General features: G+C 65.0%; 14 protein-coding genes. 8 read left to right on the top strand and 6 right to left on the bottom strand.

What is annotated here, in order from left to right:
* Position 1 precedes the first annotated feature (1 nt).
* Positions 2-739 carry a 3-oxoacyl-[acyl-carrier-protein] reductase gene (gene fabG / locus GGQ64_RS19765; protein WP_183807041.1) on the bottom strand — a complete coding sequence of 246 codons (738 nt, stop codon included), beginning with the start codon at positions 737-739 and terminating at the stop codon, positions 2-4.
* A 54-nt stretch (positions 740-793) separates the two neighbouring features.
* The gene (gene fabD / locus GGQ64_RS19760) at positions 794-1,738 is read right to left on the bottom strand and encodes an ACP S-malonyltransferase (RefSeq protein ID WP_183807040.1); all 945 of its coding nucleotides are present in this window, start codon (positions 1,736-1,738) and stop codon (positions 794-796) included.
* A gap of 220 nt (positions 1,739-1,958) precedes the next feature.
* Here fabD and GGQ64_RS19755 point away from each other — a divergent pair, with 220 nt between their 5' ends.
* Together GGQ64_RS19755 and GGQ64_RS19750 are read left to right on the top strand one after the other, a co-directional pair.
* Positions 1,959-3,350, top strand: coding sequence for a tetratricopeptide repeat protein (locus GGQ64_RS19755; protein WP_183807039.1), 1,392 nt, complete (start codon positions 1,959-1,961; stop codon positions 3,348-3,350).
* 263 nt (positions 3,351-3,613) lie between these two features.
* On the top strand, positions 3,614-4,657 hold the full coding sequence (locus GGQ64_RS19750) for an aldo/keto reductase (RefSeq protein ID WP_183807038.1): 1,044 nt from the start codon (positions 3,614-3,616) through the stop codon (positions 4,655-4,657).
* 49 nt (positions 4,658-4,706) lie between these two features.
* On the opposite strand, the gene GGQ64_RS19745 is transcribed toward GGQ64_RS19750, so the two are convergent.
* Together GGQ64_RS19745 and GGQ64_RS19740 are read right to left on the bottom strand one after the other, a co-directional pair.
* The gene (locus GGQ64_RS19745; RefSeq protein WP_183807037.1) at positions 4,707-6,398 is read right to left on the bottom strand and encodes a peroxidase family protein; all 1,692 of its coding nucleotides are present in this window, start codon (positions 6,396-6,398) and stop codon (positions 4,707-4,709) included.
* A 335-nt stretch (positions 6,399-6,733) separates the two neighbouring features.
* Positions 6,734-7,069 carry a hypothetical protein gene (locus tag GGQ64_RS19740; RefSeq protein ID WP_183807036.1) on the bottom strand — a complete coding sequence of 112 codons (336 nt, stop codon included), beginning with the start codon at positions 7,067-7,069 and terminating at the stop codon, positions 6,734-6,736.
* A 368-nt stretch (positions 7,070-7,437) separates the two neighbouring features.
* Between GGQ64_RS19740 and rpsF the strand changes: the two genes are divergently transcribed.
* The 6 genes from rpsF (at position 7,438) to GGQ64_RS19710 (ending at position 13,243) form a co-directional block, all read left to right on the top strand.
* Entirely contained in the window at positions 7,438-7,893 is a 456-nt protein-coding gene (gene rpsF, locus GGQ64_RS19735; RefSeq protein ID WP_183807035.1) for a 30S ribosomal protein S6, read from the top strand.
* A 24-nt stretch (positions 7,894-7,917) separates the two neighbouring features.
* Positions 7,918-8,166 carry a 30S ribosomal protein S18 gene (rpsR, locus tag GGQ64_RS19730; RefSeq protein ID WP_097139135.1) on the top strand — a complete coding sequence of 83 codons (249 nt, stop codon included), beginning with the start codon at positions 7,918-7,920 and terminating at the stop codon, positions 8,164-8,166.
* Positions 8,167-8,388: 222 nt separating this feature from the next.
* On the top strand, positions 8,389-9,366 hold the full coding sequence (locus GGQ64_RS19725) for a DUF2232 domain-containing protein (RefSeq protein WP_183807034.1): 978 nt from the start codon (positions 8,389-8,391) through the stop codon (positions 9,364-9,366).
* A gap of 22 nt (positions 9,367-9,388) precedes the next feature.
* Complete coding sequence (gene rplI, locus GGQ64_RS19720) at positions 9,389-9,967, top strand: 50S ribosomal protein L9 (RefSeq protein WP_183807033.1); 579 nt, start codon at positions 9,389-9,391, stop codon at positions 9,965-9,967.
* 174 nt (positions 9,968-10,141) lie between these two features.
* Positions 10,142-11,428 carry a cyclopropane fatty acid synthase gene (locus tag GGQ64_RS19715; RefSeq protein WP_183807032.1) on the top strand — a complete coding sequence of 429 codons (1,287 nt, stop codon included), beginning with the start codon at positions 10,142-10,144 and terminating at the stop codon, positions 11,426-11,428.
* Positions 11,429-11,740: 312 nt separating this feature from the next.
* Complete coding sequence (locus tag GGQ64_RS19710) at positions 11,741-13,243, top strand: replicative DNA helicase (protein WP_183807031.1); 1,503 nt, start codon at positions 11,741-11,743, stop codon at positions 13,241-13,243.
* A 38-nt stretch (positions 13,244-13,281) separates the two neighbouring features.
* Here the strand turns inward: GGQ64_RS19710 and GGQ64_RS19705 are convergent, their stop codons facing one another.
* Together GGQ64_RS19705 and GGQ64_RS19700 are read right to left on the bottom strand one after the other, a co-directional pair.
* On the bottom strand, positions 13,282-13,587 hold the full coding sequence (locus GGQ64_RS19705) for an AzlD family protein (protein WP_183807030.1): 306 nt from the start codon (positions 13,585-13,587) through the stop codon (positions 13,282-13,284).
* Positions 13,584-14,237 (bottom strand): AzlC family ABC transporter permease, encoded by a 654-nt coding sequence (locus GGQ64_RS19700; protein WP_425488529.1) that lies wholly within the window; start codon positions 14,235-14,237, stop codon positions 13,584-13,586. Before GGQ64_RS19700 ends, GGQ64_RS19705 begins: the two co-directional genes overlap by 4 nt.
* Positions 14,238-14,274: the final 37 nt, after the last annotated feature.

Here is a 14,274-nt window from a genome sequence, read left to right as displayed (position 1 = left end):
GTCAGATCATCGCCATGCCGCCGTTGACGTGCAGGGTCTGGCCGGTCATGTACGCTGCTTCCGACGATGCGAGGTAGACGACGGCCGAGGAGACCTCCGCGCCGGTGCCCATGCGCTTCATCGGGATGGCCCCCATGATCGCTTCCTTCTGCTTGTCGTTGAGCTTGCCGGTCATGGCGCTCTCGATGAAACCGGGCGCCACGCAGTTGACGGTGACGTTGCGGGTGGCGATCTCCTGGGCGAGCGACTTGGAAAAGCCGATCATGCCCGCCTTGGAGGCGCAATAGTTCGCCTGGCCCGGATTGCCGGTGACGCCGACGATGGAGGTGATGTTGATGATGCGGCCATAGCGGCGGCGCATCATCGGATGGGTCAGTTCCCGCGTCAGGCGGAAGACGGAGGTGAGGTTCACCTCCAGCACGGCGTCCCAGTCCTCGTCGCTCATGCGCACGAACAGGCCGTCCTTGGTGATGCCGGCGTTGTTGACGAGGATATCCACGCCGCCGAGCTCGGCTTCCGCCTTCTCGCCCAGCGCCTTGACCTCGGCGCGGTCGGCGAGATTGGCGGGGAAGACATGCACCCGCTCGCCGAGCTCGTTCGCCAGGGCCTCGAGTTTCTCGACGCGCGTGCCGTGCAGGCCGACGATCGCGCCCTGCGCATGCAGCGACCTGGCGATTTCCTCGCCGATACCGCCGGATGCGCCGGTTACCAGTGCCTTGCGGCCAGAAAGATCAAACATGGTTGTCGTCCGTTTTCCTTGGCGCGGGACCCGTGGGCCCGCTGTCCCGGGGTGTCAGCCGCAGAGCGTCTGCAGCAGGTTCTCGATGTCGGTCGCCGTGTTGACGGCGTAGCCGGTGACGGATTTGTCGATGCGACGCGCAAGCCCCGTCAGCACCTTGCCAGAGCCGATCTCGTAAAGCGAGGTCACGTCGTTGCCGGCAAACCATTCGACCGTCTCGCGCCAGCGCACCTGGCCGGTGACCTGCTCGACGAGCAGCCGGCCGATTTCCTGGGGATCGGTGACGGGCTGGACGGACACGTTGGCGACGACCGGCACGACCGGCTCGCGGATGGACACGGCCGCCAGGGCCTCGCGCATCGCTTCTGCAGCCGGCGCCATCAGGGCCGAATGGAAGGGCGCCGAGACCGGCAGCATCAGCGCGCGCTTGGCGCCCTTCTCGGTGGCGGTGCGCGCCGCCAGCTCGACGGCCGGCCTGGCGCCGGAAATCACCAGCTGGCCGCCGCCATTGTCGTTGGCGATCTGGCAGGAGCCGTGCACCAGCGAGGCGTCGCAGATCGCCTGCACCTCGTCATGCTCGAGGCCGATGATGGCGGCCATGGCGCCCTCGCCGACCGGGACGGCCGCCTGCATGGCGTTGCCGCGGATGCGCAGCAGGCGAGCGGTATCGGCAATGGTGAAGGAGCCGGCGGCACAGAGGGCGGAATACTCGCCGAGCGAATGGCCGGCGACGTAGGAGACCGTGTCGCGCAGGATCAGGCCGCGGGCCTCCAGCACGCGGACGATCGCCATCGAGACGGCCATCAGCGCCGGCTGGGCGTTTGCCGTCAGCGTGAGTTCGGCCTCCGGCCCTTCGAAGATGGTAGCAGACAGCTTCTCCCCGAGGGCGTCGTCCACCTCGGCGAAGACGGCGGCTGCTTCCGTATAGGTCTCCGCCAGTTCCTTGCCCATGCCGACAGCCTGGCTGCCCTGGCCAGGGAAGGTGAAAGCAATGGTCATTGGGCTTCTCCCGTCGTTGTTTTCCCCTCCATTCACGGAATGCCGCATCGAGTCAAGATTTGCGCACGCGCCAAGAGTCACCCCTATTGCGTGTATATTACCATTCTGTAATTATAGATTGCAGATGGAGGGAGCCAACATGCCTGTTCCGCCGCGATCCGCAGTACCGTCGCCTTCCGGTTCCATGGCCGCACCGGCAGGAACCTCTCACGAAGGCATCATGAAGGACAATCTGCGCCAGGTGGAGGTGCTGACGTTCCGCTTTCTCCTGTTTTGCGCCGCAGTCATCTTTCTCTATTCGGTCTCGGTAGCCCTGATCGCCCCGCTCGCCGCCCAGCAAGTAAAGTTCGGCGGTCAGTTCGCGCCCGCCCTTGATGCAACGCGCGGGCTCCTGCTCGGCGCGGGGAGCTATCTGGCGGTACTGACGGCCGCCGTAGCAGTCGGAGGCTTTCTCGGCTTCCTGTTCGGCATTCCCCGATTGCTGCAGCGGGCGCCGCAGGTCGAGCCGGTTTCCCCCTCCCCGCCTTCCGTCAACGAGAAGCTGGCCGGGCTTCCGGCCGAGACGGGACAGATCTCCCGGTTTGCAGGCAACACCAACCTGGAGGACATATCCGACTGGCTGACCAAGATCATCGTGGGCCTCGGCCTGACCCAGGCGCACAACATCTATGACGCCTTCGTTGGCGCGCAATCACACTTCGCAAGCTACGCGATGGACAACACGGCCGGAGCCAGCGCGATGTTCGCCGCCATCGTGTTGAGCGGCCTGGTCGCAGGCTTCCTCTTCTTCTACCTGGAGACGCGTACCCGGCTGACCATCCTCCTGGCCTCGGCGGACCACTTCGAGCGCAATCTTTCACCGGCTCACAAGGCACTGGCCTACACCGTCCACACCGTCGAGAAGGATGCCCTCCTCGACAAGGTGAGAATTACCCGCGAATCGCCGGATCCCGGCCAGCCGACGGACCTGGACCGGCAGGTCGCCAAGGTTCCGTTCACCGAATTGCGGACGGTCGGCGAACTGACGGCCTGGGGTGCGGCGCAGGAACGGATCGGCAATGCTGCGGAAGCGGAGAGAGCATTTCAGGCCGCCCTCACGCTCGACGCCGAAAATCCCAAGCTCTACCTTGCCCTGGCATCGGTCAGGCAAAGGCGCGGCGAGAACGAACAGGCCGCCAAGGTCCTCAACGATGCCACGGAAAAATTCTCAGACAATGCCGCGGTGCTCAAGGATACCCTGCTGACGGCTCTCTATGTCCCCGCCCCCACCGGCTATACGACGGCGCTTTCGGCAGCCGAGCAGCTGAAGCGGAACTTTCCGGCCTCGATGGAGGATCCGCAGGTCCAGCTTTGGATCGCAGCCGCGAACGGGCAGAAATACGCCAATCTGAAAGATGGTCCGGAGAGCGAAGTCGCCAGAACCGCGGCGCTCGAGGCCGTCCGGCGTGTCACAGAACTCGCGCCGGATCCCGAGAACCGTACGCGGATCACTTTGCGCAAGATCTTCAATCCGGCTGCAGAGGGCTCGAACCCGACCGAGAACGACCTCGAAGTGTTCAAGGACGATCCGGCGTTTCAGGAATTTATAAAGCCGAAGCCCCAAAATCTGTAGTTCCAAGAGCCGCAACCTCAGAAGCCGCAGTCCGAAAACTAGCGCCGCATTCTATAGGCTCGCGATGGGTCTCGCGGTCAGGCGCGGTTGGGCACAATCAGCGATCGTCTCGGCACCGGCTTGAATTTGCCCGCCCAGCGTCTACCTTCTGCCGCGGCGCAGATCCGTGCCGCCGGCTTTTCGCGTCGGCGGCACAGGCGCGCATTCCTTCCAATTCGCCGCGCCACCCAAGGGCGCGTGGCCCACGCACAGAAATTCCGCTCATGAAATATAATCTTCTCGGCAGGACCGGCATCAAGGTCTCCGAAATCTGCCTCGGCACCATGACCTGGGGCTCACAGAACAGCGAAGCCGAGGCGCATCTTCAGCTCGACTATGCCCTCGACACCGGCGTTAACTTCATCGACACCGCCGAACTCTATCCGACCACGCCGGTTTCGCCGGAGACCTTCGGCGACACGGAGCGCTTCATCGGGTCCTGGCTTGCTGCGCGCGGAAACCGCGACAAGGTGGTGCTCGCCTCCAAGGTCGCGGGTCCCGGGCGCTCCTATATCCGCGGCGGCCGGCCAACGACGCGCGCCGGCATCCTCGAGGCGATCGAGGGCAGCCTGCAGCGGCTGCGCACCGACTATCTCGACCTCTACCAGTTGCACTGGCCGAACCGCGGCCACTACCATTTCCGCAATTCCTGGACCTACGACCCGTCGCGGCAGGACCGCGCCCGGGCGGCAGAGGAGCTGGTGGAGATCCTGGAGACGCTCGGCGAACTGCACAAGGCGGGCAAGATCCGCGCCGTCGGGCTCTCCAACGAGACCGCCTGGGGAACGATGCAGTTCCTGAAGCTCTCCGAAAAGCTCGGCCTGCCGCGCATGGCCTCGATCCAGAACGAGTACAACCTGCTCTACCGCAGCTTCGACCTCGACCTCGCCGAGCTTGCCCACCACGAAGACGTCGGGTTGCTGGCCTATTCGCCGCTGGCCGCCGGCCTGCTGACGGGCAAGTATCTCGGCAGCGCGCGTCCGGACGGATCACGGCTGACCATCAACGGCGACCTCGGCGGCCGCTACCAGCCGCTGCAGGAGCCGGCGGTCGCGGCCTATGCGGCGCTGGCGCGCGAGCACGGGCTGGACCTCTCGCAGCTTGCGCTCGCCTTCTGCCTGACCCGCCCCTTCATGGCCTCCGTCATCATCGGCGCGACCACGATGGAGCAGTTGAAGACCGACATCGCCGCGGCAAACGTTACGCTGTCCGACGACGTGCTGGCCGGCATCGGCCGGATTCACAGGCAATATCCGGCTCCGATCTGAGCCTGCCCCATCCGGGGCCCGGGCGGAATGCGTCCCGGGCTCCATGGGGCTAGCCGGCGGCCGCCACCGCCGCGGCAGCGCCCTCCTCCGTCGCCGGAACCACGGTGATGTCGCCGAAGGGAGGGCCGTCGATCGGAAGCCGCGACAGCCTGATGATCGCAGGCAGGCCCCATTCGTTGTTGCCTTCCTCCTTGTTGTCGGCGTCGATCGTCGGTTCTGCCGAATCCTCGCCGAAGTCGATCGGCGTGCCGTCCTCAGTCCTTCCCGTCAGCAGGGGATCGCGATCCGGCCGCCATGTCGGCTGCTGGTTCAGCCAGGACAGCGGATCGCCCTTCAGGATCCCGGCAAAGGTGGCCGCGACGATGATCGAGCCGACCGTACCGAGCCTGCCGCCCCCCAGGGCCTCCGCTTCCTTCAGCACGTAGTACCACAGCGTCTTCGGCTCATCCTCCGCAAGTGCTACGGGGGGAAGGCCGAACAGGCGGGCAACGTCGTCGCCGGCCGGCAGCTTCATCCGCACGCCGCGGACCAGGTTTCTCGCCGCCAGCACGTTCAGCAGTTTCTTCGGGTTGCCGGGGGCATCCGGGTCCTCGTGCAGGTGCAGCAGCGCATTGGCGAGCTTCGTATCGATCCTGCGGGCGCGCTGCGGGAATGGAGGCCGAGAGGTCTTCAGTTTCAGGAACCAGTCCCACTGCAGCACACGGGCGAGATCGAACGGGACGCCGCCCCGGAGACTCGACCGGCCGTGATCGTCGAAGATCGGAAAGAAGACGCCGAAGCCCGCCACGGGCCTGTTGACGTTGGTCTGGTAGGCGTTGCGGACCATCGAGTGGCCGAAGCGATAGGCCGCGACGGAGAACTCGACCGGCATGAACGGGTCCTGCTTCCAGTCGTAGACGTCGTCCTTGTATCCCACCTCCCAGAGGAGCCGGCCATCGGGCTGGGTCTTTTCTTCCAGCGCCGTCGCGTGGACGACAGGATCGGTGACGCGCCTGACGAAGTCGTTCCAGACGATCCACTGGTAGAGCCAGCGGAGCGTCTTTCGCGCCGCCTCGAAACGCTCGTTGACCGTGGCGCCCGGCATGGCGCGCGTGGCCCGGTCGAAGAGCCGGTTGTGGGCCAGCAGGAAGGCCAGGTGAATCTGGGCGACGATGACGTTCTCGTCGTTGCGGGGGTCACCGATCAACGCCCTGTGTTCCGAATTCCGTGGAAGGTCGTGCAAGGTTTCGGGGACGTTGGCAAAGCCATCCGGCGCCACGTCGAACGTGCCGGGATCGAAGGGGGCGACGAGGAATTTTCCCGTAAACGCACCTCTGGCGTCGTGCTCGTAGAGATGCGGCTGGGCGGCCGGTCCCTGTCCGTAAAGACAGTCCAGATCGAGGCGGGGTGTGCGGAAGTTGTGCAGCCGGTTGGGATCGACCTCGGCGGAACTGAGCGGCGTCACGTCCAGCGTCATGTCGTGATCGACGAACTGGCCGAAATAGACATAGCCCGACGGGATGTCCGAATCGAAGGGCTCGACGACGGTCGGGTCGGCAGCCTGCAGGAGATCGGAGATCGACCGGCCGGGAAACTCCACCATGCTCTCGGAGGCGAACTTCAGGAAATGCTCCTCGAGCTTGTGCTCCGGCACGCCGACCGGGTACCAGGGGGCGAGATCCGGAAAGAGCCGGCCGAAACCGCCCTGATAGGATCGCGAGCGGGGTGCACTGACTTCAAAATTCTTGCTGCCATGGTCCATTGGAAGCCCCCTGGTCTGAGATCGGGATAGCAACTCCCTTTATTGGTGTATTATTTCTTTACACAACCATGATGTGCTTGCGATGGCCGGTTGGCAATCGACCGTCGCATCAGGCAAAAGGCTTAGGAGGGTTAGACGGCAGGGATCCGGTTCTGGAACACCGGATGGGACGCCATTCTATCGATGTCTGGAATTTGCCCTGCGGGCAGCGACAGGCGGATACGACAAAGCCCGCCACAGGGGCGGGCTTTGCGCTGTGCGGACTGCTTTTACGCTGAACTTCGTCCGCGACCGGCGGGCGCCAGGAAAGGCTCCCGCCGCGTGGCGTGGTCCCTTTACTGGGCCGGCGCCGGGGCGGTCGGGGTGACGGGTTCCGGCTGAACCGGGTCAGCGGCGCCATCGGTCGGGGCGGCTGCCGGCGGCGTTGCCGGAGCCGGCTCCTGCGTGCCGATCGACGAGGTGTTGGCGTTCGGATCCACGCTGTCGCCGGTGCCGCTACCCATGAAGTAGAAGGCGCCGACGGCGACCAGCACGGCGACGATCGCCGCTACGGCCCAGCCACCGGCTCCGCTTCCACCCGTGTTGACCACGGTGGTGCGGTCTTCCGGCGGACGGTTTTCATGAATGGGACGGGTCTCTTGAATGGGACGGGTCTCAACAGGATCTTGCATGTTTCCTCGCTCCTATCTGGTTGCGTCGGGAAGAACAACGCACCTTTCGGCATCTTGTTCCCTGCCGATAGGCCGCATGCAGTCACCGCCCTCCATCTGACCTCTGGCTCCGGCCCCTTGCCTTCTGCGGAAAAATCCGTATAAGCGCGCTGTTCAATACACCCGGTCGCTTCGGCTGGTGGCTGGACGGAGGGCCGTTTCCCGAAAGGGCAACGACAGGAACGGAAGCGTTCCGGCCTCCCGTGTCTCCGCTCTCGACCGTATAGATGAAACGCTTTTCTTGCCCGGCCCTCTGGCCTCTAAGATCAGTCGTTGAGGCTTGGCGCCGGTTTCCGGGTGTGGATCAAACGCAAGAAAGGCAAAGCCACATGGCTCTCTACGAACATGTATTCCTGGCCCGCCAGGACGTGTCCGCCCAGCAGGTCGACGCTCTCGTCGAACAGTACAAGGGCGTGATCGAAGCACACGGCGGCAAGATCGGCCGGGTCGAGAACTGGGGCCTGAAGTCCCTCACCTACCGCATCAAGAAGAACCGCAAGGCGCATTACGCGCTGATGGACATCGATGCCCCGGCTGCCGCCATCCAGGAGATGGAACGCCAGATGCGCATCAACGAAGACGTCCTGCGCTACATGACCATCGCCGTCGAAGCCCATGAAGAAGGCCCGTCCGCGATGATGCAGAAGCGCGACCGCGACGACCGCCCGCGCCGTGACGGCGACGACCGCGGTCCGCGCCGCGACTTCGGCGATCGTGGCCCGCGCCGCGACTTCGGCGACCGTCCGCCCCGCGGCGACCGTCCGCCCCGCGAAGACCGCGCGTAACCGAAGCCGAAGGAGACTAAGACAATGGCTGATATTTCTTCCGCTCCGGCACGCCGCCCGTTCCACCGCCGCCGCAAGACCTGCCCCTTCTCCGGCGCCAACGCACCGAAGATCGACTACAAGGACGTGCGTCTGCTCTCGCGCTACATTTCCGAGCGCGGCAAGATCGTTCCGTCCCGCATCACGGCCGTTTCCCAGAAGAAGCAGCGCGAACTCGCCAAGGCGATCAAGCGCGCCCGCTTCCTGGGCCTGCTGCCCTACGTCGTAGCCTAAATCTGGCGGACCCTGCGTGCCGGCCCTCGGCCGGCATGCAGAGCACATGAGGGGAAGGCGGATGCCGCCTTCCCTCTTCCCTTCCGCGTTGGGCGCGGATCGGAAATCATCGGCGGGAGCTGCCACAGGCCGCACCCGGCCAAAATCCCATGTTGGGGAACCGTTCCTGAAGCAATTTGGCAGGAAACTCCTCTAACTGTCTTCAAAGACAGGACAGCGCAAGTGAAGAACCTGAACTGGACCTCGATCGCCACCGGGCTCGTCGCCGGTGTGACCGCCACTCTGCTTTCGCTGAGTGCGAACGTCCAGTCGACTCTTTCGATCTTCTTCTTCGCAGGCTCGGCGCTGCCGATCCTCATTGCCGGGCTCGGCTGGGGCAATGCCAGCGCGCTGATCGCCGTCATCGCCGGCGGCTGCGTCGCCGCCGCCATGGCGTCCTCGCATTTCGCGCTGCTGATCGTCATCATCACGCTGATCCCGGCCGGCTGGCTCAGCAACCTCGCCAACCTCGCCCGCCCGGCCTCCGAGATCGGCGGCCCGAAGGATGCGCTCGCCTGGTACCCGATGTCGAACATCCTGACGCATCTGGCGATCATGGTGACGCTCGGCATGATCGCGGTCGGGATGATCATCGGCTACAGCGGCGAACTCGCAAGCCAGATGGTCGACGTGATGCTGGCGGCGCTCAAGGAACAGGAACCGCTCTACAATCCCGACGCCGCCACGATTGCGCAGATGAAGGCCCTTTTCGGCCTTGGCCTGCCGCTCATCCAAGGAGCGCTGTGGGTGCTGCTGCTGTTTGCAGCGTTCTACATCGCATCCGCCATCGTGCGCCTGTCCGGCAGGGGACTGCGGCCGCGCGAGGACATGCCGATGGCCGTTCGCATGCACCGCAACGCCGTCTTCGTCTTCCTCGGTGGCCTGCTCCTGTGCTTCCTCGGCGGGCTGCCAGCGATCATCGGCGCGCTGATCTGCGGCACGTTCGGCGCCGGCTTCGTGCTGTCAGGCTTCGCCGTCCTGCACTACCGCACGCGCGGCAAGCCCTGGCGGCTGGCGGCCCTCTGGCTCGCCTACGCCTCGGTGCTGCTGTTCGCGCTGCCGGTCCTCCTCATCCTCGTTCTCGGTCTGACGGATACGCGGCGCACCATCGCGCTGAGCCCGACGGACCCCAAGCCTGATACGAAATCCACCAAAACCTGAACGTCACGAAAGGAACTTCAACATGGACGTCATTCTCCTCGAACGCATCGCCAAGCTCGGCCAGATGGGCGAAACCGTAAAGGTCCGCGACGGCTTTGCCCGTAACTACCTGCTGCCGCTGGGCAAGGCGCTGCGCGCCAACGAAGCCAACAAGAAGCGCTTCGAAGCAGAGCGCGCGACGCTGGAAGTCCGCAATCTCGAGCGCAAGTCTGAAGCCCAGCAGGTTGCCGACAAGCTCGACGGCAAGGCCTTCGTCATCGTCCGCTCCGCCGGCGAAACCGGCCAGCTCTACGGTTCGGTCGCCGCTCGCGACATCATCGACGCGCTGGCTGCCGAAGGCTTCAACGTCGGCCGCAACCAGGTCGAGCTGAACACCCCGATCAAGGCGATCGGCCTGCACAAGGTCGTCCTGCACCTGCATGCCGAAGTCGAGATCACGGTCCAGATCAACGTCGCGCGTTCGGCCGACGAAGCCGAGCGCCAGTCCAAGGGCGAGACCCTGACCTCGGCAGACGCCATCTACGGCGTCGACGAGGATGCCCTGAAGCCGGAAGACTTCTTCGATCCGGAAGCCGACGGCGAGGAAGAAGAGCAGGCCTGAGGCCTGCGGCGGAACTCCGACGCAAGACCACAACTCAAACGTACAAAAACCCGGGTTGAAATCCGGGTTTTTTTGTTATTTGTTATTGTAATCAGACTGGAAAGGCGGTCGGGCCGCTCCCAGGCCGGATTCCGACCAGACCCGCTCCGCCGCAGCCTGCGATGGAGTCCACTGATGAAGAAGATCTTTTCGGCGACCATTTCGCGCCTGGTACGACGCGGCAACCTGAAACTGACATTTCCCGACGGCACGACGATGGAGGTCGGCGACCGCACCGGCAAACCGGTCCACGTCCGGCTGAACAGCAAGCGCGCCCTGAGGGGGCTCGTCTTCGACCCGGCCTACTATCTGGGCCATTACTACGGCACCGGCGATATCGACCTCGTCGAAGGCGACATGTACGACCTTCTGGAGACGGTCTTCACCGGCAACCCCGACTTCAAGTATTACGACAGCCGCTGGAACCGGCTTTTGGAGCGGGTGCGCTATCCCTTGCGCTGGCTGCGGGAGAAAAACAGCATCCGGCGCTCGCGTGACAACGTCCAGCATCACTACGACCTCACGGGTGCGCTCTACGACCTGTTCCTGGACGAGGACAAGCAATATTCCTGCGCCTATTTCGAGACGCCGGAACAGAGCCTCGACGATGCGCAACTGGCCAAGAAGCGGCACATCGCCTCGAAGCTGACGATGGGGCGGCCGGGGCTTTCGGTTCTCGACATCGGCAGCGGCTGGGGCGGCATGGCGCTCTATCTCGCCCGCAATCTCGGCGCGCGCGTCACCGGCGTCACGCTCTCGGACGAGCAGTTCGCGGTATCGCGCAAGCGCGCGAAGGCCGTCGGCCTCGACGACGAGGTGCGCTTCCTGCTGGAGGACTACCGCAACGCGCCCGATACCTACGACCGCATCGTTTCGGTGGGCATGTTCGAGCATGTCGGGCGGCCGAACTACCTGACCTTCTTCCGCAAGGCGGGCTCGCTCCTGAAGCGGGACGGCGTCATGCTCCTGCATACGATCGGCAGGACCGACGCGCCGACGACCAACAACCCGTTCATCGAGAAATACATCTTCCCCGGCGGCTACATCCCGGCCCTGTCGGAGGTGATGCGGGCGGTGGAGAAATCGGGGCTCGCGATCACCGACATCGAGATCCTGCGGGTGCACTACGCCGAGACGCTGCGGCACTGGCGCCAGCGCTTCATGGCGCGCCGCGACGACGCCAAGGCGCTATACGACGAATGCTTCTGCCGGATCTGGGAATTCTACCTCGCCGCCTCCGAGAGCGCATTCCGCTGGCAGAACCTGGTGGTGTTCCAGTTGCAGCTTGCCCACGACCAGCAGGCCGTGCCGCTCACCCGCGACTACATCGAGCACGGCGAAGGCTGCCTGAAGGCCAGGGAGGGAGACGGCAAGGCGCGCGCCGGCGGCCCACGGAAATTCCCGCAGGAAGCCTCCATCTGAGGGCATCCGGGGGCGGCGGGAAAGTCGCCCCCTTTCTATTCCGCGGAACTGCTTCCCCTTTTGAAGAAGCGACCGATTCGCCTGCGAAGCCCGTCAAGGCTGCCGGAGCAAATCGGCGCTGCGGCGGGCTGATTTTTCGTCACTGTGGGCTTCGCGCACGGCAGCGGCTGTGGATAGGTCGAAGAGCGTGTCCAATCTCCCACGCACCGGGCGCGATTGCCGGCGGCACGAAGAGTAAGCTTGACCCTTGCGCGGCATGGAGTGAAAGCAGGACACTTCAATGCAGAATGGGATTCGGGAGATTCGGGCCAGATGAACGACGCCGTGCGAAAGCTTGCCAATCCGGGCCGCGACGATCTCGGGGCGCACCACCGCGAAGCACCGAGCAACATCGAGGCCGAGCAGGCGCTCTTGGGCGCGATCCTGGTCAACAACGACGCCTACTATCGCGTCTCCGATTTCCTCAAGCCGATCCATTTCCAGGAGCCGCTTCATCGCAAGATCTTCGAGCTTGCCGGCGACACGATCCGCATGGGCAAGATCGCGACGACGATCACGCTGAAAACGCATCTTCCGGCAGACGGCCGCGTCGGCGACCTGACGATCCCGCAGTATCTCGCCCGCCTTGCGGCCGAGGCCGTGACCATCATCAACGCCGAGGACTACGGCCGCGCGATTTACGATCTGGCGCTGCGCCGTTCGCTGATCACCATCGGCGAGGACATGGTCAACATCGCCTATGACGCGCCGCTGGACATGCCCCCGCAGAGCCAGATCGAAGACGCCGAGCGCCGCCTTTTCGAGCTCGCGGAAACCGGTCGCTACGACGGCGGCTTCCAGTCCTTCAACGACGCGGTCGCACAGGCGATCGACATGGCGGGTGCTGCCTTCGAGCGCGACGGATCGCTGTCGGGCATCTCTACCGGCATTCACTCGCTTGACGCCCGCATGGGCGGCCTGCAGCGCTCCGACTTGATCGTGCTCGCCGGTCGTCCCGGCATGGGCAAGACGTCGCTTGCCACCAACATCGCCTACAACATTGCCGCGGCGTACGAGCAGGAGGTGCAGGCGGACGGTTCGTACAAAGCGAAGAACGGCGGCGTCGTCGGCTTCTATTCGCTCGAAATGTCGTCCGAGCAGCTCGCCACCCGTATCATTTCCGAGCAGACGGAAGTGTCCTCGTCGAAGATCCGCCGTGGCGAAATCTCCGATGCCGATTTCGAAAAGCTCGTCGCCTGCTCGCAGATGATGCAGAAGGTGCCGCTCTTCATCGACCAGACCGGCGGCATCTCGATCGCCCAGCTTTCCGCCCGCGCCCGGCGCCTGAAGCGCCAGCGGGGCCTCGACTGCCTGGTGGTGGACTACATCCAGCTGATGACCGGCTCGGGCAAGTCGAACGAAAACCGCGTGCAGGAAATCACCCAGATCACCACCGGCCTGAAGGCGCTCGGCAAGGAACTGAACGTGCCGATCGTTGCGCTGTCCCAGCTCTCCCGTCAGGTGGAAAGCCGCGAGGACAAGCGCCCGCAACTCTCCGACCTTCGCGAATCGGGCTCGATCGAGCAGGACGCCGACGTGGTGCTGTTCGTGTTCCGCGAGGAATACTACGTCAAGAACGGCGAGCCGCGTGACGAGTTCGACCCGAAGTACGACGAGTGGAAACAGAAGTTCGAGAGCGTCAAGGGTACGGCCGACGTGATCATCGCCAAGCAGCGTCACGGGCCGACCGGTACGGTGAAGCTCGCCTTCCAGTCCGAGTTCACCCGGTTCACCGACCTCGCCGACCCGTCCTTCTCGCAATACGAGGAACACTGATCGGCTGGCCTTGCGGCCGATACAGTGCAGATCGCACCTCAGGCGCCGATGACGGCGCGCAAAGCTGCCGCGGTTGCGACGCCGACCGCCACCGCCGCCAGCAACGGCAGCCGCATGGCGGCAAGCGCCGTTGCGGCAGCGGCTGCGGTCTCGGCCGGCCCCGTGACGAAGGCGGTGGGCGCGATCACTGCCATCAGCACCGCCGGCGGGATGGCTTCCAGCGCGCGGCGCTGCCGCCCGCCGAGCTTGACGAAACGGATCAGCACCAGACCGCCGAGGCGCGTCGCCACCGTCGCGAGCGCCATCGCCAGGATCGCAGCCAGCGTATCCGGATCCATCGTCATGCCGGCACCGTCTCTGCGCGGCCGACCACGAGAGCGGCTGCGACGCCGGCGGCTGCCCCGGCGGCTATGTAGAGAACGCCCGGCAGCAGGGCATGCGTGATTACGGCAGCAGCCGCGCTGGCGGCAAGGACGGCGCCCGTCTCCCTGCCCTTCCAGAAGCCCATGACGAGCACGATGAAGACCGCGGGAAAGGCGAAGTCGAGGCCGGTCATGCGCGGATCGCCGAGGAAGGCGCCAAGCAGGGCGCCGCCGAGGCTCGCAAGGACCCCGACGGCGTAGAACGGGACGGCGGCGCCGGCATACCAGCCGGGCGTGAGCGGCCTCCTCGCCGCCCGCGCCTCGGCCATGGCCCAGATCTCGTCGGCCAGCAGCAGCATGGCAGCATGGCGGGAGGGGCCGGAAAAGGCACCCATCTTCGTGCCGAGCGAGGCTCCCATCAGCACATGGCGGATGTTGACCAGAAAGGCCGAGAGGCCGAGTGCCGCCCAGGAGGCCGGCTCGCTCCAGATCTCGAGCGCGACGAATTGCGCGCCGCCGGCAAAGACCAGCGCGCTCATGGCTGCCACTTCGGCCGCAGACAGCCCCTTGCCGGCCGCGACCGCGCCGAAGACCAGGCCGATCGGCATCACCGCCACGATCAGCGGCGCCATCGTCATCGTGCCCGCCTTGAAATCCTCGATAGATGCT

This window comes from Mycoplana azooxidifex (genome assembly GCF_014196765.1).
In the GTDB taxonomy this organism is placed as follows: domain Bacteria; phylum Pseudomonadota; class Alphaproteobacteria; order Rhizobiales; family Rhizobiaceae; genus Mycoplana; species Mycoplana azooxidifex.
Note: the sequence above shows the minus strand (reverse complement) of the source record. Positions and strands in the feature narration are given on the sequence as shown.

Coding starts and splice junctions, on each gene's coding strand:
- fabG (WP_183807041.1), bottom strand. CDS start 739: ATGTTTGATCTTTCTGGCCGCAAGGCACTGGTAACCGGCGCATCCGGC.
- fabD (WP_183807040.1), bottom strand. CDS start 1,738: ATGACCATTGCTTTCACCTTCCCTGGCCAGGGCAGCCAGGCTGTCGGC.
- GGQ64_RS19755 (WP_183807039.1), top strand. CDS start 1,959: ATGAAGGACAATCTGCGCCAGGTGGAGGTGCTGACGTTCCGCTTTCTC.
- GGQ64_RS19750 (WP_183807038.1), top strand. CDS start 3,614: ATGAAATATAATCTTCTCGGCAGGACCGGCATCAAGGTCTCCGAAATC.
- GGQ64_RS19745 (WP_183807037.1), bottom strand. CDS start 6,398: ATGGACCATGGCAGCAAGAATTTTGAAGTCAGTGCACCCCGCTCGCGA.
- GGQ64_RS19740 (WP_183807036.1), bottom strand. CDS start 7,069: ATGCAAGATCCTGTTGAGACCCGTCCCATTCAAGAGACCCGTCCCATT.
- rpsF (WP_183807035.1), top strand. CDS start 7,438: ATGGCTCTCTACGAACATGTATTCCTGGCCCGCCAGGACGTGTCCGCC.
- rpsR (WP_097139135.1), top strand. CDS start 7,918: ATGGCTGATATTTCTTCCGCTCCGGCACGCCGCCCGTTCCACCGCCGC.
- rplI (WP_183807033.1), top strand. CDS start 9,389: ATGGACGTCATTCTCCTCGAACGCATCGCCAAGCTCGGCCAGATGGGC.
- GGQ64_RS19715 (WP_183807032.1), top strand. CDS start 10,142: ATGAAGAAGATCTTTTCGGCGACCATTTCGCGCCTGGTACGACGCGGC.
- GGQ64_RS19710 (WP_183807031.1), top strand. CDS start 11,741: ATGAACGACGCCGTGCGAAAGCTTGCCAATCCGGGCCGCGACGATCTC.
- GGQ64_RS19705 (WP_183807030.1), bottom strand. CDS start 13,587: ATGACGATGGATCCGGATACGCTGGCTGCGATCCTGGCGATGGCGCTC.
- GGQ64_RS19700 (WP_425488529.1), bottom strand. CDS start 14,237: ATGGCGCCGCTGATCGTGGCGGTGATGCCGATCGGCCTGGTCTTCGGC.